The organism is Pseudovibrio sp. Ad13, from assembly GCF_001623225.1.
Taxonomy (GTDB): Bacteria; Pseudomonadota; Alphaproteobacteria; order Rhizobiales; family Stappiaceae; genus Pseudovibrio.
On record NZ_LMCC01000034.1, the window covers coordinates 386,669 to 410,131 of the forward strand.

Genomic DNA, 23,463 nt, shown 5'->3' on the forward strand with positions numbered 1-23,463 from the left:
GGCTGGATAAGTCCAATCTCAGAGCGTCAGAGCAAAGCGGTGCAACGTCAATGGGTTGCCGTTAAGTTGCACGGTTTTGGTGCCTGTTTTGTCCCAGCGGAAGCCACAGGCCAATAGTACGTTGGAGGAGGCTGGGTTGTTGTCTGCTGCAAAGGCCTCCAGATGCTTCATCGCGCCATCAGCTCGCATTTGCTCCACAACGGCAAGAACAGCGGCTTTGGCATAGCCTTTGCCCAGATGATTTTCGCCAACTCTGTAGCCCAGCTCAACAGTGTCCAGAGGCTCTTTGTCCAACTTGCGCAGGTTGATGCGGCCCACCAGCTCGCCATTGCCAGAGCGGACCAGATAAAACCGGTCAGGATCAGCCATCAGGTCTTTGATAACCTGTCGGAGCGATATCTCCTCAAAGTGCTCGGGCCCGCGGGCGGGTACCCACTTTTCAAAGAAAGTGCTGTTGCTGCTTTCAAACTCCAGGACTTCGAGCGCATCGGCCTCACTGATTTCGTGAAGGGAAACGGACGGTATGGCAAGTTGTGTGGGTGTATTCATAAAACATGCACTTTTGAAAATGACCCCTGAACATTAACGGGTAATCTCAAAAGAGAAAACCCCTCACGCGGGCAGGCGCAAGGGGTTCTCATTTGTAAGCTTCAGCAGAGTCTACAGATCTTCGCGAGAAAGTGCGTGGTCCGGAATGCTGGCGCAATCCATTTTCACCATGCCCTGACCATCCAGATACACCCAGTTGCGGTTGACGCTGGTTGCCAGATACTTCTCATCATCTGCATGCACCAGTTCATCCTGCTTGAACTTTGGCAGGATCCAGAGTTTCATCAGCACCCAGTAGAGCGCAAAAGCGGAGAAGAAGCCAACGAAGTAGGAGAGGTCGATCACGTAGATCGCCAGCGCACCGCCCACAGCCCATGCAATCAGACCTGCCGGGTTGCAGCCTGCAATGTACTTGAACTGACCGTCTTCTTCATAAAGCTCAGGTACATTGAGGCGGCGTTTGCGGATCACAAAGTAATCGCAGATCATGATGCCACCCAGCGCTGCCAGCATGGCGCCGTAAAGGCCAAGGTATGTGAAGAGGTGATCAAGGATCAGCCAAGGCATCGCCAGCGTACCCACAATGGCCGCCAGAACCAGACCCATGGCGTAAGTGATCCATGGAGCGCCTGCATTCACGAAGGTCAGTGCTGCCGGGATGAGGTTGGCGCTTGTGTTGGTGGACCATTGGGCCAGCACCACCATGACCAGCAGAACCACCAGCGTGATGCCAGTGCCCTGACCTTGAATAACGGTGATCGGGTTCCAGTCACCAGCTGCGATGAAGGACACTGCACCGATCAGTGCGATCCAGCTTTGTACGACTGGCAGGGCAACGAACTGCGCCAGAAACACATTCTTGTTGCGCTTGAAGAAACTCTTGGTGCCCGCTTCAACATGCAGGAAGCGGGTGATGTTTGGAATGTCCACCGCCAGTGAGGACCAAAAGGCCATGTTGGCAACGAAGAGGGCAACGATGGAGATTTCTGCATCGCCAGCAAAGGACCAGATGTCTTTTCCGCTTGCTGTGGCAAGGTTATCGAGCGTGAAGTACATCCAAACAGAGATTGCCATGATGGCTGGAGCGGCGATTTTCGCAAGACGCTCAACAGCGCGAATGCCCATGGCGGTGTTGGCCACCTGCAGCACGGCAAACCCGATGTACCAGACCACCCAGTTATCGAACCCGGTGAGGTAAGAGAAGATACCGTTTAGCGCCAGCGCTCCGAGGTAGGTTTGAATACCGAACCAGATGGCCGCGACTACACCACGTGTGATGGAGGGAATGTGCGTGCCCACAGTGCCAAACGGGGCGCGGAGGTAAACTGCAAAGGAAATGCCGTGCTCGGTGCCGATGTCGGCGGTCATCGCCATGACGATGCCAAGCAGCAGGTTGGCAAAGAAGATTGTTGCAATAACGATTGGGAGAGGGAGACCTGCTACACCGCCAGCACCCAGCTGGAAGGTTGCGATGATCACCGCCATCGAGATCCAAAGTCCAATGTAACCACGGTTGGAGATGGCACGTTGATTAAGCCAGACGGGAAGGATGGCTGGCTCCATGAGGCGGGATTGGCCGCGTGAAGTCTCATCCATAACTTGGGTTTGTGCCATGTTCTAGATCCTGATGTATATTAACTTTTTTGAGACAGTAAATCTTAGCAGGGCGCAAGTATGCGCGTGCAAAAGCAGCGCTCACAGCAAGAAGTAGAAATAACACTACCGTTTGCCGGTAGTTGCACTACATGCACTGCGAGGCTGAATACAGCCTGATGAGATTGTTCTGCTAAAGTCGGCTAACTAACCTGAAAATATGTATTGCGCAAGTAGGTCAGAGCAAATTTTACTAGATTTTCGCAAAAGTATTAGCGTGAAAATATTTATCAGGTGCGAATAAAACTTCAAAATTAAGTTTTTTGATCAATTGGTAAAAGTATTGATTGATGTAATTCTTGTGGGACGTGCCCCTAAACCTCAGCAGGAATAGAGACACGCTGTCAGATGGATAACTTACTTTGGTTTTACGCAACTGGCCTGATACGGACCATCCAGTTTAGTTTGAAAAGAGTAGGCATGGCAGGTTTTGACATACTCATTATTTTTGTAGACTTGGACCGTGACGTGCTCAAACGTACTGTCGAATGGCAAATTGCCGCCTTTGTGCCAGCCCTTGGTGATCTCCAGGTCTGTGTTGCCGATGGAGTTGTAGCCGTTCGTGATAGACTCTTGAACGGAATTGGAAAGCGTTTCTGCGATCGTGGTTTTATCGCTGTCGGAAGATTTAGAAGCCAGTTGCTCCGCTGTCGCTAGTTTGTCTCCAATGTAGACCGCCGCTTGCGCGCCAGAAACTACCATTGTTGAGGCGAGAAACGCGCTCAGAATCATTCGTGAAAGCTTCATTTGGTTCTCCTGTTCTTATTGGCCCAACCTTGGGCATTCAGGAGACGCAGACAGAATGGTTTTGTGAAGGGGACGAGATGGCGGGGTAAACCTTAACTCTCCGCTGAAGGGCAGGCTCCACAAGTACCGTCAATCATGGACTTTTGCTTCAGCACGTCGAAGATCTTCTCAAAATCTTCCTGCTCAAGACCGGATTGCTCTTCAATGACCTTGGAAATGTGTTTGATGGTCTGAGTGCGTAGCGCCTGGCCTTTGCTCGTCAGTGCGACCTCAATGGCGCGGCGGTCTTCTGCGGAACGTTGACGCTGCAGCAAACCGAGTTTCTCGAACTTATCAACCAGCACAGTCACGTTAGATGGCAGGCAGAACAACAGGTCTGCGAGCTTGCCCATGCGCACCGGTTCACCCAGATGCAGCAGCATATTGGTTTCTGTCGGTGTGAGCTTATCAGCGTATTCCGAGTAGGATTTATGGATACGTCCCAAAATTTCCTGAAACTGGAAAAGCACAAGCATGCTTGCCGGTAAGTCTTTCATTTCATTCACGTCCTCAAATCTGCAGGTGGCGTCATATCAGGTTTGCTTTAATAAAGTAATATTTATAATATTGAACTATTAAATCATTGTAGTATATAAAGCGCAACAGAACGGAGTAAAGACATGTCCAAGTCAGTTGTGATTTATGGCGGTGGAATCGCCGGAGCGACCCTTGCAACCCAGCTTTCAAAGCATGCCAATGTGAAGCTTGTCAGCTCGCTTGATTATTTTGAGGTGCCAATGGCCATGCCCCGTGTGGCGGTACAGCCAGACTATGCGCATCAGGCGGTTATGCCATTTCATTCGTTTTTGAAGGGCGTGGACTTCATTCACGGCAAGCTGGAGCGGTTTACCGGAGAAGTCGGGCACGTCATCGGTGTTGATGGTGCTGAGCATATGTTGGAGGCTGATATCTCCATTCTGGCAACAGGTAGCCGGTTTCCCTCAGAGCTGATCCGCCCGACCTCTGGCTCAACGAAGGAGCGACACGCCGCGTTCAAGTCGACCCATAGTGCGATTGAGTCTGCGCAGAAAATCTTGCTCGTTGGCGGTGGCCCGGTTGGCGTTGAGATGGCAGGTGAGATTACCGAGCGGTTCCTGCAAAAATCTGTTGTCTTGGTGGAATCCAGCGGTGAAGTCCTCAAAGGCACCTCCCGCAAGACGGCAAACCATGCCGTGAAAGTGCTGCAGCAGCGCGGGGTGACGTTTATGCTGGGCGAACGCGTGCTTTCACCTGCGCCATCTAGCTCACTGAAGGCTGAGGCCGGGCAAGCCAAGCTCTCTAGCGGCGAGGTGGTAGATTACGACCTGATTATATGGTGTGTAGGCGGCAAGCCGAACACGGATTACATGCAGCAGGATCTTGCTCATCTGCTTGATACACGCGGCTATATTGCGGTTGAAGACACGTTCCAGATGAAAGGCAAAAGCAGCGTCTTTGTGCTGGGTGACATCGCTGGGATTGATGAAGTGAAGAAGGCACTGTATGTGCGCGGTCATGTGAAAACTGTGACCCATAACGTGTTGCAAATTTTGAAGAACCCGCAGGCCAAACTGAAGAGCTACAAGCCGAAAACCAACGATAATATGATGGTCGTGACCCTTGGCAGTCAAACCGGTGTTTCTGATGTGCCACCAATCGGCACAGTGAAAGCCAGCTGGTTCACACGTATGGCAAAGGCAAAAACCATGCTGGTGCCCATGTATCGCAAAGCGCTCGGTGCTGCTGCCAAGGCGTAGACGCTCAGCTTGTGGTGTGTTGCTTGAGCAGAGCTGCTTCCTGATCAGCTGTCAAACCGCATTTGAGAGCTGTATCGCGCCGGGTGCGGTCCCACGCCAGCAACGGACTGAGCGTTTCGTTCAACGGGCGACAGGTTAATCCGGCTGCCTCTGCACGGGTGGTGTCCACGTTCATGAAGTGCGCATAATCTAGAAGGGAGGGCATCATGACGGGCAGATCGGTCCACGGCTGAATGCCTGCATCAATGATATGTTCTTCCTCCACCCAGTGTAGGCGAGCAGGGGAGTTCGCTTCTGATATAATTGCCTGTAGAAGATCACCGAGTTGAAGCGGAGGGCTGGTGACATTCCAGATGCCTCCGAGTTTGGTCTGCGCACAGGCCAGCGCGAAATCAGCCACATCCCGCACGTCAATCATCTGCACTTGTCTTGAGGCCGGAGCAGGGGCTGGGACCGCAGGGTCTTGCCGTGTGGCCCGGTCGATGCGGCGAACCCACCAGGTCAAGCGATCCGTGTAATCTCCAGCGCCAACCAGCAGGCCCACGCGCAAGGAGGTTGCCCGCTCACCAAGTACTTCTTCTGCAGCAAGCTCACATGCCCGTTTGAGGGCACCATAAGACGCGCCGTAAGAAGCCGCTGAACTACGCTCTGCAGATGAAAGGCCTTGAGCAACGGTCAGATCATCCTCAGTCGCAGTGGGTACAGGGTCTTGTTCATTCAGGTGCGGTTTTGCAAATGTGCCATAGGCTGAAATTGAGGAGATGAACACATAGCGCTGCAGTTGGTCTCCGAGCGCACCAAGCAAGCTGCGCACAGCATCAGGTGAGAAGGCGCAGGTGTCAAAGACCCAGTCAAACGTATGTTGTTTCAAAGCGCTAAGATCACCGTACCGATCAGCTGTGATTGCTTCAACGCCCTCTGGTATTGATCGTTTGGTGCTACCGCGCATCAGCACGGCAACCTGATGGCCTGCACTGACAAGCGCATCCGTAATTGCGCTGCCCAAAAAACCGGTGCCTCCAACGACCAAAACCCGCATGACTGTCTCCCCCTGTTTGCAAAGTACCCTAGACGTCCTGATGTGGTTGTCCAGCCACGGTGCTCGGATTGACGAGGATAGCCACATTGACGTTGCGGCTTCCCTCTGCTATTCCCCCAGCCCTCAGCTGCAGCAATTGGTGCGCAGCACAGTTTGGAGCGAACCATGTCTTTCCGCGTTTCGCCCTTCAAAGGGCACTGATCCTTCTCAGAGCCAGCGCTAGCGGCCTTTAGGATCTTCTTTCGAGCCATTGCTCGGAAATACTTTCAAGAACTATAGGCCATTCTTATGGGCAATTTACGCTTGGATTGCGCGACCCGCGCTGCCAGTGCGCCTGCGCCAATCCATAAATTCTATGGGACTTCCGCCTGGATCCTTGGGGATGCAGAAGTCCAACTTAACAAACTCGCTGAGCTTGAAGCCGTCAAACAGATCGCCGCGTTTCCTGACCTTCACCCCGGTCCGGTCGGTGTCGCTATCCTGTCTGACCGCGTGCATCCGCACATGATCGGTAATGACATCGGCTGCGGCATGACCGTGTTCCGCACCTCTCTCAGTGCTCACAAATTAAAACCGCAAAAACTGGCGGACCGTTTGCGTATGCTTCAGGATTATTCTGATCTGGAAGAGGGGCAAGCACATCTGCGGTCTGCTGGTTTGCCAGAGGATCTGGCTCCCCATGCCATCGGTACAATCGGTGGCGGCAATCATTTCTGTGAGATACAGGTTCTGGCAGAGACGCCGGATCCGGATCTTGCCTCGAGAGCTGGTATTGCAAAAGGCGACGTTCTGCTCTTCGTGCATTCCGGTTCCCGCTCCTTGGGAGCCAGCATCTTTGAAGAATATGCAGCGCTTGGCCCGGAAGGGATGCCAGCTGGGGACGAGCGCACTCACGCTTATCTCCAGTGGCATGACCTTGCTGTGCGATGGGCCAGCCTGAACCGCAAAGTGATTGCGGAGAGGGCAGCAGCTGCTCTGCGCTACGATGTGGAGCTGGTGGTGGATAGCAGCCATAACCTCATTGAGTGTTATGGTGATGCGTTTCTTCACCGCAAAGGAGCAGCCAAAGCCGATGTGGATCTGGTCCCGCTGGCAGGCTCTCGCGATGCAAAGAGCTTTTTGCTGAAACCAACCGGCAACATTCCAGAGGCACTGTCCTCACTGGCACATGGAGCAGGGCGCAAATATGACCGCGCGTCTATGCATGGGCGTATCGCAAAGCAGAAGTCTGTTCGCAATGCTTTGGCGCACACGTCTTACGGCGGGCGCGTCGTCTGTGAGGATAAACAGCTCCTCGTGGAAGAAGCTCCGCAGGCCTACAAAAACTCTCAGGATGTTCTGAGCCAACTAGTTGAAGCACAGCTTGCCACGTGTGTTGGAGTGATGACACCTGTCGTCACGTTCAAGACAGCACGTGGTGCGGATGAGCGGAGGGGCAAACGATGACAAAGAATGCATCTTTGCGCTTGCTGATAACATCCGGTGACGGGCCTGCGGAATGCAGGCTCGCCATTCGGCACACACTTGGTGCCATGGAAAAAGCGGCGAAAAAGCTTGGGCTTTCTATGGTGTGTGATCCTGAAATCTCCGGTATGTCTTTAGACGCGGCGTCTGTTGAAGTCACGCTCTCAGGCAGCGGCAACGAGGCCTTCGCCAAGTCATGGCATGGCACAATCAAGTGGATATGCCAGAGCCCGTTTCGCCCCAACCACAAGCGCCAGAACTGGTTCATCGGTGTGTTTGAGTTGCCGCCCCTCTCAGAGGAACGCGGTGAGCTGAAACCAGATGAGCTTCGGTTTGAGACGTTGCGCGTTGGTGGGCCGGGTGGCCAACATCAAAACAAGACCGAAAGCGCGGTGCGTGCGACCCACGTGCCGACTGGTCTCACTGTCGTGGCTCGGGATGAACGCTCGCAACACCGCAACAAGCAACTCGCTGTGCAGCGCTTGCAGGAAAAACTTGCGGGTCTTTCTGTGACAGAGGAGGACCGCCTGCGGAGATCACAACGACAACTCCATCACGAACTGGAACGCGGAAATCCTGTGCGTTGCTTTAAAGGTGCACGCTTTAAGGAAATCTGATTTGAACAACCACGGAGTGCCTCTTTAAACTGGCACTTCGTGGCTCAGATTCGCCTTGGGGGAAATCCGAAAATGACTGATATTGTGAATGGGCTGCTGCTGCAGAACAACCATGTTCTCATGGGGTTCCGGTCGCCAGCACGGCGGAATTCCCCGAATGTCTGGAGTTTCCCCGGCGGTCATGTTGAAGCCGGGGAGAAACTGGAGGCGGCTCTTTTACGTGAACTGAAAGAGGAAACTGGCATTCAGGCAGAAGCCTTTGCAAAAATCACTGAATTCAGAACACAAGCTGACGATCCGCAGGACGCAATTGTCTTTCACCTGTTCACTGTGACCCAATGGCAGGGTGAGACAGAGAACCTTGGTGATGAGCATACCGAACTGCGGTGGGTGGGTTTTGAGGAAGCTGTCAGCCTGCCTGACCTTGCATTTCCTGAGTATCGGGAAGTCTTTGACGTGCTGAGAGAAAGAGGAGAGCTGTGAGGACAGCTTAGTGAAGTCAGTTCTGGGTATCCTGCTGTGCGTTTGTCTCGGTGATTTTGCGGCCCCACTGGATGTTGGACCAAACCATCTCATGCAGGAAGTAGAAGATGAAGCCGAGGATGGAGCTGACGATAGCAATGCCGCCGCCGAGCGTGACGGAGCCCGTAAAAACAAATCCGATCAACGTCATAGAGAAAAGCCCCATGACTTGCCAGGTAACTGATTTTGTAAAAATGCGTGATGCAGTGTCCATATAAGATGTCCAGGTAAGAATGTAATTCCTACTCTTGTTGCTACCGGAGAAAATGCAGATTGGACATTTGGTAAATTAGCTGCAATAAATTCATTTTGTTGATTATAATCTGCAATGGTGATTTTGATGGACAAGCGCGACAGAGCGACTTTGTTTCGAAACAGGTTGTTTGAAGCGATGGCTGAGGCCGATGTGACGCGCAGCCAACTGGCTCGTAATGCGGGTGTTGATCGCTCTACCGTTGGTCAGTTGCTGAACAATGAAAACCCGCGGTTGCCCAACAGCCAGTTGCTGGCCGATCTGGCAGCCTCGCTCAGGGTGAGTGCGGATTGGTTGCTAGGGCTCACCAACAGGCCAGAGCGTCCGGGTGACATCATTGCAGCTGCAATGGCCCTGAGCCCGGCGGAGCGATCCTCCGTTGATGAGCAAATCCTCAACTGGCACAAGGAAGCAACCGGACTGAAAGTGCGCCATGTGCCAGCTACACTGCCTGACATTTTAAAGACAGATCGAATGCTGGCGTGGGAGTATGCCTCATTTCGCGGGTTGGACCCTGAAGAGGTGGTTGGGTCTATCAGCGGACAGCTGGACTGGCTGCGCTCGCGCCAGTCTGATTATGAAATCGCCATCCCGCTTCATGAGATACAAGCCTGCGCGCAAGGCATTGGCTATTATGCCCATCTGAATAAGGAAACGCGGGTTGAGCAGCTGAAATTTGTGGCAGATACCTGCCGCCAAATGTTCCCTCGCTTGCGCCTGTTTCTCTTTGATGCGCACAAAGTCTTCAGCGCGCCGATCACCATCTTCGGGCCAAATCTGGCGGTGGTCTATGTGGGGCAGTGCTATCTGGCCTTTCGTGAAGCGGAAAGGGTCAGCTCGCTCACTGATCATTTCGACTGGCTTGTCCGCGAGGCCTCTGTGGATGCCAGAGACGTCGCAGATTATGTGGAGACCCTGATCGCGTAGATTAGCGGCTCAAGTCACTTCGGTTCTCTCAATTTCGGTCTCCCATGCAGGCTCGGGCAGGTTGTGCTCTTTCAAGCAAGAAAAGATCTTGACTGTGAACAGCAGGCCGAGCCCCAGCTCGAATGTGCTTAGGGAGATCCAGATGAGTTGAAGCGCACCCTCCTCAATACTCCAGTTGTAAGCAATCAGATAGGAGGCCGGGACGCTGCCAAACCACATGGTGAGGATGCGGGTTTTGAAAACATATGTGTTTTGGTGAAAGCTCTGCAACATGCCGCTGGCGATGAAAGAAACAGCAAAAGCCACCGCATAATACCAGATGTGCGAGGTGACGGAGACTGACAGCTCGAAAATGTCCTGCCCATAATTGCCAAGCGAGAATAGAGAGGTGATCTCCCGATCAAAGCTCTGCAACAGCACTGTCACGACTGCCACGTAGGAAAATGCCACGAACAGGGAGGCACTGGCAATTTTGGGAATTCGCTCAAACTGATTGCGGCCAATGGCTTGTGAGGACAGGATCGTCGCGCCATTGGCAATGCCGATCACCGGAATGATGCCGACATAATTGAGAATGACGTTGAAGTTGTTGGCCGCCAGTGCGGTGGCCCCCACCATGGACACAGCCCAGATAATGGCGGTGTTGCCAATCTCATCTGTACTGTCATGTGCGCCCAAAGGGACACCGCGTTTGAAGAGCGCAATCACCTCAAAAGCCCGGCGTGATTTACTGATCAACGCCTTCGCCTCATTCAACGCTGCAACCCGCAAAGCGCGAGGTGTTTGAGTGAGATAGACAACCAACACAGCGAGGGACCCAAGCACCGTGCCGATGGCGGAACCCGCCATGCCAAGCTCGGGAAATCCATAGAGCCCGAACACCAGAACATAGGTCATGGGCATGGACACCAACTGGCCTGCAATACTGGCCTTAAAAATAAGGCGTGTGTTTCCAACAGCGCCAAAATAGCAACTCGCTGCGCCATCAAGGATCATGATGGACCCGAACAGCATGGCCCAACTGAGATAAATATTCTCCAGTGCAATGATTTCACCCGGTCTGGAGCTGAACTGCGACAGGTTCATCAGCAAAGGCAGTGTGAGGATGAGGCCTAATACGCACAGGATTGCGACGGCGAACAGTCTGCCACCCATCTTGTGTGCCGCTTCTATTCCGCTGCGGGCATAAGCTTCTGCAATGACTGATCGGCCAATCTGGGTAACGCCGGAGAAGAAGGAGATTGCGGACATGCCCATGAAGACCGCCGGGCCAGAGGCCGTGAGGGTCTGTTCGGAATAGGCGGCGAGACACAGTCGGTCTACGATCATCATCAGAGTTCTGCCGGACATGGCCAGCATCAAAGGACCTGAAATGCGCAGAACCCGCGTCAGTTCATGATGGAACAGCGGAAATCTAAGCAACTAAGAAATGTACCTTACGGAAATAAAACTAAAAATCGTAACCAGTATATATAGCTCTTTCTAGTTGTAGATACACTTTTACGCAATGCACATGGCTATACACATGAATGAGAGTATGTGTTGCTGCTCCGCCACAAACGGTGTAGGCCGCTACGTTTTCAGGCCTCGCCGGCGAATGAGGCGAGGCCTGTTTTTTATGGCTTTATAAGCACTTGCTCAGCATGAGAGTGCGTTTGAGGCCTTAAGCTTTTGCCGTCTGTTCTTTTTCATTTACTGGTTCGCCAAAGTAAGCGCGATACATGAACATGACGATTGAAAAGATACCCCAGCTAAAGACAATGTCTCCGGGCACGCGTGCCCAGACCAATGCAGTCATAACCGGACCATGGATCGTTTCTGGTGCACGGGCGAGCCAGTAACTCTCAGTAAAGCTGATGTAGGCCTGGTAAATCCCCTGCGGGATCAGCGAGAGCCCGAGCATCATAGCAAGGCCTATATTGAGCCCCCAGAACGCTTGCTGCAGCCACTTGTCACTCCAGCGATTGTCTGGAATGAGCGAGCGCAGGCAGAACAACATGAGGCCAATACCCAGCAGGCCATACACACCAAACATGGCGGCGTGGCCGTGGGCTGGTGTGGAATTGAGCCCTTGCATGTAATAGAGCGCCAATGGCGGATTGATGAAGAAGCCGAGCAAACCGGCACCAACCAGATTCCAGAACAGAACCGAGGCGAAGAAGTTAAGCGGCCACTTGTAGTGGTTGATCCATTGAGTGTTCTGTTCCAGCTTGTGGGTCTGATAGGCCTCAAAGCCGATAACCAATAGCGGAACAACCTCCAGCGCCGAGAACACTGCCCCAAGCGCCAGCACCCCGATTGGAGTACCGCTCCAGTATAGGTGGTGGAATGTGCCCAGCACACCGCCGGCCATAAAGATGATGGTGGCGAAAATGACGGCGACAGCTGCGGTTGAGGCGCGAAGCAGTTTCAGATTCACAAAAATGAGTGCAATGATGGCTGTCGCGAACACCTCAAAGACGCCCTCAACCCACAAGTGAACCACCCACCAGCGCCAATATTCCATGACGCTGATATGAGTGTTCTGGCCCCAAAGCAGGCCTGCGCCGTAAAGCAAACCAATGGCGACCGCGGACAACAATGTGAGAGCAATGAGACTGCGATTATGACCGCCCTTCAACGCGGGATAGAGAGCACGCAGGACCAGACCAGTCCACAGCAGCAGGCCGATGAAGAGGAAGATCTGCCAGAAGCGTCCCAGATCTACATATTCGTAGCCCTGATGACCGAACCAGAAGTTCATGGTGCGGGAGAAGAACTGATTGACCCCGAGCCATTCGCCAGCAAATGAACCTACGACGATAATGATGAGACAGAGCCAAAGGAAATTGACGCCAAGCGTCTGATAGGCTGGGTCTTTGCCGGAAAGTAACGGCGCCATGAACAGGCCTGTGCCCAGCCAGGCCGTGGCAATCCAGAACACTGCCAACTGTGTGTGCCAAGTGCGTGAGATGGAATAAGGGATGAACTCCGCCAGCGGGATGCCATAGAGATCCTGCCCTTCAACGGCGTAGTGAGCGGTGAGAATTCCCAGAGCCACCTGAGCAACCATCAAGGCTACAACCACCCAGAAGTATTTGGCTGTCGCGCGCATGGATGGTGTCAGTTTGGCATTCGCCAGCGGGTTCTTTGTTGCTGCACCACCTTCCGGCACAATGCGCTCGCGCCATAAATCATACTGGCGCACGTAATAGAAGCACAGCGCACCTGCACAGCCGAGCAGCAGAAGGATGCTGACAATGGTCCAGATGAAAGCTGCTCCGGTGGGCTGATTGCCGACCAGTGGTTCATGAGGCCAGTTGCTGGTGTAGGAGATTGTATCATCTGGCCGGTTGGTGACGGAGCTCCAGGAGGTCCAGAAGAAAAAGGCGGAGAGTTTTTGAGCTTGGTCTGGTGTGATCAGGATGTTAGGAGGGAAGGCGTAATCGTCTCGAAGGTTTTGCCCGTCGATGTTGTCATAGGATGAAAACAACCTTGTGAAGTGATCTTCCACCTGACTGACGGCAATTGCCCTGTCATCTGAAATTGTGATGGTTTCGTTGGCAGGGTTGTAGCGGTTGCGCCGCATTTCGTCTTCTATGAGGACCTGAAGGAAGGCCCGTTGCTCATCGCTTGGTGGGGTGTAGCCGGAACCAACCCGATCGCGGTGGTAAACATCCAGAAGAGCCAGTGCTTCACGGTGCAGCCAGTCGGTGGACCAATCCGGCGCTACATAGCTGCCATGCCCCCAGACGCTGCCCTGCTGCATACCGCCCAGAGACTGCCAGACATTCTGGCCTTCTTCGATGTCATCCTTAGTGTAGATGATATCGCCATTGTCCGAGACCACCATGTCCGGGATCGGCGGTTTCAAGCGATAGATTTCGGCGCCAAAAAAAAGCAGAACACCAAATGAGAGGACCATGCCAACGGCGAGGAATATCCAAAGCCGTTTGAGTGAAAAGGTTACATCATAGTCCTTGTCAAACATGCTTGTAGCTCCTGACCTCGGGGGAAACACTGGCTTGCGTTTCAAATCAGAGTATCAATCTGACTTCGGCCGTGCCTCCCTCAAAGTTAGGAGAGGCGCTTATGTGCCCACTGGTACGGCGCTAACCGGGTTTTTCTGTGGCTCGTTGGTGAGCCTGCTGCGTAACAGTTCGCCTTCCCCCTCAACAATCGGGTAAGCGACAGTGGTCAAAAGCGCGTTCAGGTACTTCAGATCACTGATGGTTTCCAGATGAATGGAGCTTGTTGTCCGGCTGGATTGACGGTTCTGGCTCAGGCGGCGCAGGTGTGCATCGCGGCTCTTGTACTCCAGTTCACGCACAAGAACCTTGCGAGCGACCAGATCCCTCGCAAGCTCAGCATCGCGAGTGATGAGCACACGCAGAGAGAGTTGCAGGTTTTGCAACACAGCGGCGTGGAGGTCTTTGATCTCCTTCCAGCCTTCCTGCGAGAACTCCTTGTTGAGGCCGGACTTTTTCTCCGCCAGTACCAGCAGGTTGCGCTGAACGACATCGCCCATCTGTTCCAGACAAACGCAATAGTTCATCAGTTCCGTATACTTCTGATAGTCCTCGTCGCTCATGGACTTGGTGGTCACATCAGTCAGATACTCTTTGATGGAGCGGTGCAGATCGTCGATCTCGTCATCCATCTTCATCAACCGTCTGGCTGTGTTTGCATCATCGCCACGAAACACCACCATCACACCGCGCAGCATGGCTTCCACCTTTTCGCTCATATGCAGCATTTCACGGGTAGCGGCGTTAAAGGCGAGGTCGGGGGTTTCCAGCAGCTTGCGGTCAAGCAGGCTGAGGCGCTCCATAACAGCATCTTCGTCAAACTGGCCTGCGCTATCCGAGATGATGAGTTTGGTCAGGCGAGCGACAAGGCCAATGGTTGGAATGCCCAGCAGAACAACAGCAAGATTGAACCCACTGTGGAAGTTAGCGATTGCACGTGCCGGGTCATCGCCCAGCATGTCGATGGTGAACACATCAAAGCGCATCAGCAGCAATGTGATCAACACACCTGCCACGCGGAAGATCATATTGCCAAGCGGTACACGGCGTACATCTGCACTATCGCTCATGGTAAGGACCAGAGGGATAATGCTGGAACCGATGTTTGCGCCTAAAATGAAAAGCAGAGCACCTTCCATCGGCAGCACGCCGGTGCTTGCCAGTGTCATGATCATGAGCACCACTGCAACGGATGAATGCAGTAGCCAGGTCAAAGCAGCTGCAGTGATGATCGCAACGAATGGGTCACCGATCAGCAGGTTCAGGATGACAGGCAGAGCTCCACTTTCACGCAGGGGCTCGGAGGCCATGCCGATGAAAGACAGTGCGATCAGCATCTGCCCCACGCCAATGATGATGCGGCCCGTCTGGCGCATGGTGCGTGTGCTGCCGCGCGAGAAGAGGGCGCCACCAACAACAAGACAAACCGGTAGCAACCAGCTGAGGTCCAATGAGAGCACCTGAACGACCATGGTGGAGCCAAGGTCTGCGCCAAGCATGATGGCAAGACCAGCTGCCAGCGTAATGGAGCCTTTACTGATGAACCCGCGCGCAAGAATGGCTGTGGCCGTTGCACTCTGCAAGATGATGGAGACTAAAAAGCCGGTTGTGAAGCTGGTGTAGCGGTTTTTAGAAGCTTGCTGCATCCAACCTTGGAATTTTTGACCAACTGCTCGCTCAACGCCTGTCCGGATCATTCTGGTTGCCCAAAATAATAGGGAAATGCCGGCAGCAAGGTGTAGAAGTATTTCAAAACTGCCCATCACAGCCTCCGGATTCAGCTCTCGCGGTTATTAATAGGAGGCTCACTTAAACGCAGTTGTCGTGATGCACGGCAAAGGTCTTTAAGCAGGAGTTGTCGGACTATCAGAATATGCGAGATCTCTCGCTTCCCCGTTTGGACGAGAAGGGAAGCAAGGGATCGCTCGCGTGCCTTGGGAGCTTTAGCGGATTCTTGAAATCGATCCGGCAACCAAATTAGCCACCTCAATGATTTAATAAATAACTTAAGACACTTATGCCAATAACTCAATATGCTTAGCTCAATTATGACGAGAAATTTGCGCAATAATTGCGTTTTTTGAGATGTTGCGTGATCACAGCAAACTTATGAGGTTGAATTTTATGAACTCTCGCAAGACTATGAAATAATTGAATATTTATTAGTTGGCAAACCAATGGGAAGCAGCGCTTGCAAAATGCGCACAGCGTGCGTTTTCCCCAGCCCCTCACAAAAGCGTAATATGGCGCCTTTCGATCTGCACTTCCTGTAATTGACTCGGTTTCGCCCAGTTTTGAGGACCGACCGCAAAGGCGCATCAAGTTGAATGACCCGCTTCGATCTTGTGTGGCGTTTCAAACCAAACGCGTTTGTCATGTAACTATGATAGGAAATCTGCAAGATATTGCGGAGAATGACTAGGCTATTCTCAGAGAGTTGGTTTAGTAATTTCTCATAGTGGATCACCTATCACATTTTATAGAGAAAATTACTTTGAGGTTTCTATGAGTTTTATGCGCACGTCTCTGTTCTCGCTCTCGTTGGTTCTTTCACTCTGTTCTCTCGCTCAGGCTGCTGATGAGCCAACGGAGGAACAGGCCGCGACTATCGCAAAGTGTGTAGAAGAGAAGGGCGGTGGCTATCCGGCTATGGCTTGCTTTGGGGAGGTGATGGAGCAGTGCATCGGCAGTCAGTACCAAAACAGCCACATGATTTTCTGCGCAGTGCAGGAATACATGGTTTGGGACCAGCGCCTCAACACTGCGTATGCTGAGATTATGAAGGTGGCCAGCACCAATGTGAAAGCCAGCCTGAAGAATGCGCAACGCAACTGGATCAAGTTTCGTGATGATACGTGCTCCGCGAATGCGCTGATTTATGAGGGAGGCAGCAACGCATCGCTCGCCATGTCTGTTTGCATGGGAGACCAGACTGCGGTGCGTAGCCTACAGCTCCAGCAATTTCTTGTCGAAGCCGGCCCGCACTAATCAGGATTGAGAGGGCTCACTGATGAACATGGCCTCTCCCTTTAAAGGGGCCAATATTCGGGAATAGTAGTACAGGCCAATGTGGTTAGGCTGAACGGATGCTGGATTAACAATCTATTGCAGTTTCTGTTTTTCAATATGAATGTCTGCTTCGTAAGGAATTGCATTAAGGTTTTTATCATGAAAAAAGTTCTTGTTCATATTGGTGCACATAAAACTGGCACAACCGCGCTGCAAAAGCAGCTCTATTCTAAACACCCCGATTTATTTGATGATCGAACAGATTTCAAAACTAGCCCATTTTTGCAGCTCTATGAAAATCGTATGATCAAACCTAAAGCAGAGGAACTAGCGGATCTGTTTCAGGAAGCAATTGCTAAGCCAGAGACAGACACGTATAGGATCTCTCACGAAAGGCTCATGGGGAAGGCGTTTGTTCACAAACAGTTCTATCCTAACGTCAAGCGTTACTCTCAGCTTGTGAAAGAACTGGAGCGACGAGGTGTGCAAGTTAAAACATTGGTCACGGTGCGAAACCGCACTGATTTTCTGGTCTCGTTTTTCCTTCATTGCCTGTCGTGGCAAGGGACTCCAAAAACCTTTCATGAATTTGCGAATAAGGTGGTCACGCCCTCATTCGCATGGCAAAGCGTTGCAGAGCAACTTGAGAAGGTTTCTGTTATATACCTGCCCCAGGAGGCGATGGAGAAATATCCGGTTGAGTATGTTGACTTCATAAACAAGTTCTACGAGAAAAAACTTCTGGAGCCCGATGATATCAGCCATCGAGCGAATTCAGGCCTGAGTGAACTTGGACTATCGATTATTCCGCAGCTTTCTGCAATCGAGGACGCAGGGCTTCGTGGTGTGCTGCTCAAATGCGCGCTTGATTATTGCAAACAAGGTGAACGAGCAACAGTTCTTTCCAAAGATGTTGAGAGGATTTATCGCAAGCATTTTCTGGATGGAGACATTTCTTTTGCTAAGGCAAACTTTCCAGCGCCTTTCAGAAAAATCTATTCACAGACAAAACCAGTGGCGGAACAGTTCTGGTTTGCTTTTGATAAATCTGATGCTTGAACATCTTGGTGTATCGCTTCGGGGTTGTCGGGCTCTCAATTTTCCTTTTATCCAATAGTTGAATGAGGATACCTGTGGCGAGCAGTGCGCTTGCTGACGGCATATCTGTGCGAACTGAGCGGCTTTGGGTGAGGGCAAGTCGCTGATATCCTGTATGGTAGCCCTCATAACGTTAAACTCACGCCGGTTTTACTGTACCGTTAGTAACGCACTGGCTTAGGGTGCAAATCACTCAACTGGCAGGAGAAACCTGACCTCCTCCGATTTTTGGGGTAGGCTTGTGCTATTGCGCAGGTTTCGCTGCAGCTTGAAAGCAACAATAATAACAGATGGACGCAAACGTTCCGATCAAGATGAGTGAAGAGGCGCCGTGTGACGCAGGTTCAGCTGAAAAACCTCTCAAAAGTGTTCTCAGGAACGCCTGCGGTTGATGCCATTGATCTTGATGTGGCGTGCGGCGAGTTTCTGGTGCTGTTGGGCCCATCTGGCTGCGGTAAAACCACGAGCCTGCGTATGGTCTGTGGTTTGGAACAGCCGACCTCCGGTTCCATCTGGTTCAATGGGCGGGATGTGACCACTTTGCCTGTTCAGAAGCGAAAAGTCGGCCTTGTTTCTCAGCGCTTCGGCCTGTTCCCACATATGACAGTTGAGCAGAATGTGGCCTTTGGTCTGTCTGTGCGCGGCCTTTCAGCAGATGAGCAGATGCGGCAGGTGGGCGAGATGCTGGAGATCGTCCGTCTCTCGGCGTTTGCCAAGCGCTTTCCTGCTCAGTTGTCCGGTGGGCAAATGCAGCGCGTCGCGATTGCGCGTACGCTTGTGACCAAGCCTGAAGTGCTGTTGCTGGATGAGCCAATGGCGAGCCTTGATACGCTGCTGCGTACTGAGATGCGCCAGTTTATCCGCGATCTGCATGATGAGTACGGCATGACGACGCTGCTGGTGACCCATGACCAGATTGAGGCGATGGATCTGGCGGACCGGATTGCGGTGATGTTTGACGGTAAAATTGCCCACCTTGCAGCACCCGATGAGATTTACCAGCGTCCAGCCAATGAACAGACTGCCCGTTTTATGGGGCATTCCAATATCTTTGCATGCACGCCAGCATCTGATGGGCATATCGAGAGCCCTTATGGCCAGCTCATGCTGGGAGCTGGATCAGGCCTTGGCACTAAACAGCCATCAAAGGCTATGCTGCGGTTTGAAAGCATACAGATTGAAGAGTGCCGCGAAGCACCGCAGAAAAATGCGTTCTCCGGCACAATCACACGAGCAGAATTTCTTGGCGCGATGATGCGCTACACGCTTCAGGTGGGAGAGGGATCTCTGACCGTTGAGGAAGCATCTACAATCAAAAGAAAAACAGGCGATGCGGTCACCGTGACCTTACCGCCAGAGCAAATTTGGCTGCTGCAGTAAAAGCGGCTGAAGAACCGGTTGGGGGCAATTTATGAAGAACACAAAATCACGCAGTAAACAGATGCTACTTGCAAGCATGCTCGCTGTTGTCAGCTGGAGCAGCGCTGTGCAGGCAGAAGACGCTCCGGGTATGTTCCGTAGTGAATTTCTGAAGGGCAATCTGGGGTGGGAAGATGTCACCGCCAAAGCGCGTGATGAAGGCACCGTCAACTTTTATTACTGGGGCGGGTCCGACATCATCAACCTGTGGGTTGATCAGGTGGCAACACCGGCATTGGCTGCCGAAGGAGTAAAGCTGAACCCTGTCCGCATCACAGCAACCAAAGACACGGTAGATGTGGTGATTGCCGAACTGGCAGCAGGTCGCGGTGAAGAACAGGGCAGTGTGGATCTGGTCTGGGTCAACGGCGAAAACTTCTACTCTCTCAAGCAGCAGAATGCGCTGTGGGGTGCTTTTGCCAACCGCCTGCCTAACTCTGTGAATTTTGAGTGGGATGAGAGCGATCCGCGCTCACTTCTCAACCTGCGTGATTTTGGTGTTGAAACCGGTTTTCAGGAAATGCCCTGGTCTGGTGAGCAGTATGTGTGCTCCGTCAACCGCGCCCATGTCTCTGCAGAAAACACACCGGCAACCTTTGCTCAGCTGAGGACCTATTTGGAAGCCAATCCGGGCAAGTTCACTTATGTGAAGCCTCCGCATTATCTGGGCAACACCTTTGTGCAGTCTGTCCTTTATGCGCACAATCCGGACGGCACCGGGGCTGCGCCTTACCAGCAGAGTTTTGAAGAGATGGGCGGCGAAGAGCTGGCACGCCTGATGACGCCGGGTATTGAGTACCTGAAAAGCATCGAACCACTGTTACTAGGCGGAGCTTCCGGCAAGCCACGTTATGCTGAGAATTCTGGTGAACTCGATAATCTCTTCCTCAATTCTGAAGTGCACTTCAATTGCAAGTTTGGTGTATTTGGCAATCACAACGGTCTGATCACGGGTGCCTATCCGGAACAGGCGGAAGAGATGATCTTCCCGGCTGGCAACATGATCAAGAACAAGAACTACCTTGCCGTTCCACTTAACAGTCCACATCCGGCAGCAGCTCTTGTGGCCATCAACTACTTCTCTTCGGCAGAAGCGCAGGCCTCTAAGCTGAAAACCGCAGGCATGCCTGTTGGTCTGGATCTGTGGCGCCTGAGTGAAGAAGAAACGGCAGAAGTTGCAGCCTCCGCGCCTCCACATTACGGCGTGACACAACAACAGCTGGACGACAACATCGCGCCAGACACCAACGCCAGTCTTGTTGATGTGATCGAAGCTACCTGGTTGGCGGTTATTGAGCGCAAAGACGATAAGCCTCTGGCAGATATCGTTGCGCAGGTCTCCGGCGAACTGAACAACTAACATCTTTGCGGGTGGCGGCTTTCTGCCATCCGCTTTTTATGAAACGAAAACTGATGCCCAAGGCACTTCCAGCAAACTCCAAAACGGCCGCATCTCCCGCGCTCATGCAGAACCTGCGTGATGTTGTTGAGGTGATGCCTTTGCTTGTGATTTTGCTGGGGTTGTTTGGCGGAGCAGTTGTGCTGGGCATTCTGCAAAGCTTTGGCTATGCGCCGTGGTTTGGTATCAATGAGTTTCCAACAACCCGATATTTTGAACGCCTCTGGCTCTCCGTTGATTTTTGGGCGTCATTGGGCCTGACGCTCTATTACGGCTTTGCAGCAACACTGATTGGCCTCGTCATTTCGATCCCTCTCAGCATAGCCCTGTCTAAGAAGTTCAGAGCCTCGCGGGTTTTTGGGGCACTCATCCGTTTGCCACTTATGGTGCCGTACACCGTTGGCATTGCACTGGCGCTGGTGATGCTGGGCAATGGCGGGCTGCTCTCGCGCATCTCTGCGGGTCTTGGGTTGATTGATGATCCGGCTCAGTTTGTACAGATCCTTAAAACCCATGGAGGCTGCGGGATTATCGCTGTTTATGTCTGGAAGCAGGTGCCGTTTATGACGCTCACCCTTTCCGCCGTTTTGGCTCGAAAAGGCGAAGATACGGTTGAAGCAGCCATGGTGCTGGGTGCCAATTCCAGACAGATTTTCTGGCGTGTCACGCTGCCACAAATCATGCCAGGCATTGTCTCTGCTTCCCTGATTTGCTTTGCGTTCAACATCGGTGCATTTGAAGCACCGCTCATTCTGGGTGGTGGTTATCCGGATACCCTGCCTGTGTTGGCTTGGCGGTATTTTCAGGATGCCAACTATGCGTTCCAGTTGCAGGGCATGGCCGTGGTCGTTTCACTGGCATTGGTTTCCGGCATCTTCCTCGCAGTTTACCTGTTGGGTTACCGCAGATATGAGCGGGCAAGGGGGCGCGTCTGATGATCGGTTCAAGCTCCAACCTCCGGGACATCAAATCCATCAGTCCATGGCAGCGCCTGCTGGTGTTGGCCATGGCAACTTTTACCATCGCACCGTTTGCCCCGCTGATCATCCAGTCTTTGGCCTTCCGTTGGGCGTGGCCGAACATTTTGCCAACTGTCTGGTGGCATGAGCAACGGGAGCGCTCTCCGTTTCCATTGGCATGGGACTATGTGTTCTCGCCGAGTTCTCGCGTTGCAGAAGCGACCATCAACACGCTTGGTATCGGCATTGCAGTGACGCTCTTGTGTTTGCTTATTTGTCTGCCCGCTGCTCGCGTGCTGGCACAGCGGAACTTTCGCGGTAAAAACCAGCTTGAGTTTTTGATCGCTCTGCCGCTTCTTATTCCTGAAGCTGCTATTGGTATTGCTCTGCTGATGATCTTTATCGCGCTTGGCTTTGCTGGCACCTATGCAGGTGTCATTGTGGTGCATCTGATCCCAACCATCCCTTACATGGTGCGCATGCTGACGGCGGTTTATCAGGGGCATGGAACGGAAGCAGAGGACCACGCACGTGTTCTTGGCGCCAATCGCCGACAGATTTTCTTCCGCGTGACACTACCGATGATCCTTCCTGGAGTGATTGCAGGTTGCCTGTTCACCTTTCTGGTCTCAACTAATCTGTTTTTGCTTACGTTTTTCATCGGCCAGGGGCAAATCATCACTCTGCCGACGCTGCTGTTCGCAAAAATATCCGGCGGTGCGCTGGATGCAACAGGAGCTGGCATTGCCCTCATCGCATCTGTGCCCGGTATCATCCTGCTGATTTTCACAGATCGCTTTATTCGCAGCTATCCGTTAGCTGAGTAATCCCTAAAATAATTAGAGATCTGTCTCGTTCAACACACCTGAAGTGTGAGCCTTTGGGTACGTTGAAGGCATGGGAAGAACTTTAGGCATTAGATTATGACGGGTATTTCAGTTGGCGGAGCGTCCTCGTACCATGCCCCGCTGGAAGTGAATGCACCGGCAGCTCTTCAAGCGGCAGAGCTGGGTGGTCACACTGTTTCTAAATCCAACGAAACGCGTATTAGCGAAAGCTCGAACAGCACCACGAGCAAGATTTCAGAATTTTTTGAGGGCATGGCAACCAAGCAGATTGTGTGGAGCCAAACCGACGCAGATGCAGCGGCAGACCGCCGGCAAGAAGCTGCAAGTTCAGCTGTTTCCGCCGTTTTCTCCAATTTAAAAGACGGCAGGTTAGCTGAGGCTTATCAAAGCTTTACGAAGTTGCACCACGCCGCAGAAAAATTGGAACCCAATAACCCACGTGGGTTTGTTTCAAAACAGTTGCAAAATGCGGCCTCTCAATTTTCGACGCAAGAGCGTGATGCAATTCGCCTGCATGATTTCAAGGGTGATGGTGATCGGCTGGTACGCGGTCATTCTGCCCATGCCGAGCGTGCGCTTCATGTCTTTGAAGGACTTGTGAAAGGCGGCCTCATGTCCGTTGGGGACCTGAGTTCAGAAATCCACTTTATTGATGACATCATGAGTGAAATTCCATCTGCGCTGAGGGGCGTCAAGACAGAACTCACTCTGTAATCTGATCAAACGTGAGAGGAAAGGCAACACAGATTGCCAGGGCATCCTCTCACATTTTAAAGCACTTGGTGTTTGCGGCGTCTTTTCGTGAAGGCTTTGGAAATGCCGGGTTTTGCGCGGTCTGTGGGTAGGAAAAGCAGATCACTTACAAATTAAGGGGCGACAAATGGAAATGGTTGAAAACACACTCAGGCAGTTCGGTGAGACGATAGGGCTGCCGGACCTGAAACTGGATGCAGAGAATATTTGCTCATTGACAGTTGATGGTGAGATCGAGGTGTTTTTTCAGGTCTTGGATTTCAACGCAAACGTGGTCCGGCTCAACAGCCGTTTGGCAAGCCTGAACAACGTCCCCAAGTCCCTCTACCTGCACCTTCTGGAAGCCAACTATAACGGTATGGGCACGGGACACGCTGCGCTTTCAATCAACCAGCGCAGCTCTGAGGTGCTTTTGACCACGTCCC

22 protein-coding genes are annotated in these 23,463 nt (G+C 52.5%); 13 read left to right on the plus strand and 9 right to left on the minus strand.

Translation table 11 applies throughout. From position 1 onward, the window contains the following. Positions 1–18 precede the first annotated feature (18 nt). From PsAD13_RS26995 to PsAD13_RS27010, 4 genes are all read right to left on the minus strand, one after another. A complete protein-coding gene (locus tag PsAD13_RS26995) occupies positions 19–549 on the minus strand; it encodes a GNAT family protein (RefSeq protein ID WP_063287701.1) in 531 nt (176 codons plus the stop codon). Positions 550–660: 111 nt separating this feature from the next. Then, complete coding sequence (locus PsAD13_RS27000; RefSeq protein ID WP_082596461.1) at positions 661–2,163, minus strand: NCS1 family transporter; 1,503 nt, start codon at positions 2,161–2,163, stop codon at positions 661–663. A 396-nt stretch (positions 2,164–2,559) separates the two neighbouring features. Beyond that, a complete protein-coding gene (locus tag PsAD13_RS27005; protein ID WP_153039884.1) occupies positions 2,560–2,949 on the minus strand; it encodes a hypothetical protein in 390 nt (129 codons plus the stop codon). A 92-nt stretch (positions 2,950–3,041) separates the two neighbouring features. Beyond that, positions 3,042–3,485 carry a MarR family winged helix-turn-helix transcriptional regulator gene (locus PsAD13_RS27010; protein ID WP_063320057.1) on the minus strand — a complete coding sequence of 148 codons (444 nt, stop codon included), beginning with the start codon at positions 3,483–3,485 and terminating at the stop codon, positions 3,042–3,044. Between the two features lie 123 nt (positions 3,486–3,608). On the opposite strand from PsAD13_RS27010, the gene PsAD13_RS27015 reads away from it, so the two are divergent. Beyond that, the gene (locus PsAD13_RS27015; protein ID WP_063320058.1) at positions 3,609–4,724 is read left to right on the plus strand and encodes an FAD-dependent oxidoreductase; all 1,116 of its coding nucleotides are present in this window, start codon (positions 3,609–3,611) and stop codon (positions 4,722–4,724) included. A gap of 4 nt (positions 4,725–4,728) precedes the next feature. Here PsAD13_RS27015 and PsAD13_RS27020 read toward each other — a convergent pair whose 3' ends face one another. Next, positions 4,729–5,763: an NAD-dependent epimerase/dehydratase family protein gene (locus PsAD13_RS27020; protein WP_063320059.1), complete on the minus strand. Its 1,035-nt coding sequence runs from the start codon at positions 5,761–5,763 to the stop codon at positions 4,729–4,731. 288 nt (positions 5,764–6,051) lie between these two features. Here PsAD13_RS27020 and PsAD13_RS27025 point away from each other — a divergent pair, with 288 nt between their 5' ends. From PsAD13_RS27025 to PsAD13_RS27035, 3 genes are all read left to right on the plus strand, one after another. After that, complete coding sequence (locus tag PsAD13_RS27025) at positions 6,052–7,209, plus strand: RNA ligase RtcB family protein (RefSeq protein WP_193777109.1); 1,158 nt, start codon at positions 6,052–6,054, stop codon at positions 7,207–7,209. Continuing rightward, on the plus strand, positions 7,206–7,844 hold the full coding sequence (prfH, locus tag PsAD13_RS27030; RefSeq protein ID WP_063320060.1) for a peptide chain release factor H: 639 nt from the start codon (positions 7,206–7,208) through the stop codon (positions 7,842–7,844). The genes PsAD13_RS27025 and prfH overlap by 4 nt, the downstream gene beginning before the upstream one ends. Positions 7,845–7,916: 72 nt before the next feature. Beyond that, a complete protein-coding gene (locus PsAD13_RS27035) occupies positions 7,917–8,327 on the plus strand; it encodes an NUDIX domain-containing protein (protein WP_063320061.1) in 411 nt (136 codons plus the stop codon). A gap of 16 nt (positions 8,328–8,343) precedes the next feature. Here the strand turns inward: PsAD13_RS27035 and PsAD13_RS27040 are convergent, their stop codons facing one another. Beyond that, positions 8,344–8,580 carry a DUF2061 domain-containing protein gene (locus PsAD13_RS27040; protein ID WP_063287708.1) on the minus strand — a complete coding sequence of 79 codons (237 nt, stop codon included), beginning with the start codon at positions 8,578–8,580 and terminating at the stop codon, positions 8,344–8,346. A gap of 126 nt (positions 8,581–8,706) precedes the next feature. Here PsAD13_RS27040 and PsAD13_RS27045 point away from each other — a divergent pair, with 126 nt between their 5' ends. Then, positions 8,707–9,546, plus strand: coding sequence for a helix-turn-helix transcriptional regulator (locus PsAD13_RS27045; RefSeq protein ID WP_063287741.1), 840 nt, complete (start codon positions 8,707–8,709; stop codon positions 9,544–9,546). A gap of 9 nt (positions 9,547–9,555) precedes the next feature. Here PsAD13_RS27045 and PsAD13_RS27050 read toward each other — a convergent pair whose 3' ends face one another. The 3 genes from PsAD13_RS27050 to PsAD13_RS27060 all read right to left on the minus strand — a co-directional run bounded on the left by PsAD13_RS27050 (position 9,556) and on the right by PsAD13_RS27060 (position 15,316). Further along, a complete protein-coding gene (locus PsAD13_RS27050; RefSeq protein ID WP_063287709.1) occupies positions 9,556–10,968 on the minus strand; it encodes an MATE family efflux transporter in 1,413 nt (470 codons plus the stop codon). A gap of 241 nt (positions 10,969–11,209) precedes the next feature. After that, on the minus strand, positions 11,210–13,516 hold the full coding sequence (locus PsAD13_RS27055) for a nitric-oxide reductase large subunit (protein ID WP_057461093.1): 2,307 nt from the start codon (positions 13,514–13,516) through the stop codon (positions 11,210–11,212). Between the two features lie 99 nt (positions 13,517–13,615). Further along, on the minus strand, positions 13,616–15,316 hold the full coding sequence (locus PsAD13_RS27060; protein ID WP_063320062.1) for a Na/Pi cotransporter family protein: 1,701 nt from the start codon (positions 15,314–15,316) through the stop codon (positions 13,616–13,618). A gap of 742 nt (positions 15,317–16,058) precedes the next feature. Here PsAD13_RS27060 and PsAD13_RS27065 point away from each other — a divergent pair. The 8 genes from PsAD13_RS27065 to PsAD13_RS27100 form a co-directional block, all read left to right on the plus strand. Continuing rightward, positions 16,059–16,541 carry a lysozyme inhibitor LprI family protein gene (locus PsAD13_RS27065; RefSeq protein WP_063320063.1) on the plus strand — a complete coding sequence of 161 codons (483 nt, stop codon included), beginning with the start codon at positions 16,059–16,061 and terminating at the stop codon, positions 16,539–16,541. A gap of 180 nt (positions 16,542–16,721) precedes the next feature. After that, positions 16,722–17,621 (plus strand): sulfotransferase domain-containing protein, encoded by a 900-nt coding sequence (locus PsAD13_RS27070; protein ID WP_063303067.1) that lies wholly within the window; start codon positions 16,722–16,724, stop codon positions 17,619–17,621. 372 nt (positions 17,622–17,993) lie between these two features. Further along, entirely contained in the window at positions 17,994–19,040 is a 1,047-nt protein-coding gene (locus tag PsAD13_RS27075) for an ABC transporter ATP-binding protein (protein ID WP_063320064.1), read from the plus strand. A 31-nt stretch (positions 19,041–19,071) separates the two neighbouring features. Further along, a complete protein-coding gene (locus PsAD13_RS27080; protein ID WP_063320065.1) occupies positions 19,072–20,439 on the plus strand; it encodes an ABC transporter substrate-binding protein in 1,368 nt (455 codons plus the stop codon). A 53-nt stretch (positions 20,440–20,492) separates the two neighbouring features. Further along, positions 20,493–21,413: an ABC transporter permease subunit gene (locus PsAD13_RS27085; protein WP_063293544.1), complete on the plus strand. Its 921-nt coding sequence runs from the start codon at positions 20,493–20,495 to the stop codon at positions 21,411–21,413. After that, positions 21,413–22,264, plus strand: a complete 852-nt coding sequence (locus PsAD13_RS27090) for an ABC transporter permease subunit (protein ID WP_208986966.1) — start codon at positions 21,413–21,415, stop codon at positions 22,262–22,264. Before PsAD13_RS27085 ends, PsAD13_RS27090 begins: the two co-directional genes overlap by 1 nt. A 96-nt stretch (positions 22,265–22,360) precedes the next feature. Beyond that, complete coding sequence (locus PsAD13_RS27095; protein ID WP_063320066.1) at positions 22,361–22,999, plus strand: hypothetical protein; 639 nt, start codon at positions 22,361–22,363, stop codon at positions 22,997–22,999. A 166-nt stretch (positions 23,000–23,165) separates the two neighbouring features. Then, positions 23,166–23,463 (plus strand): type III secretion system chaperone (locus tag PsAD13_RS27100; protein WP_193777110.1); only part of this gene is annotated, 298 nt, incomplete at its 3' end.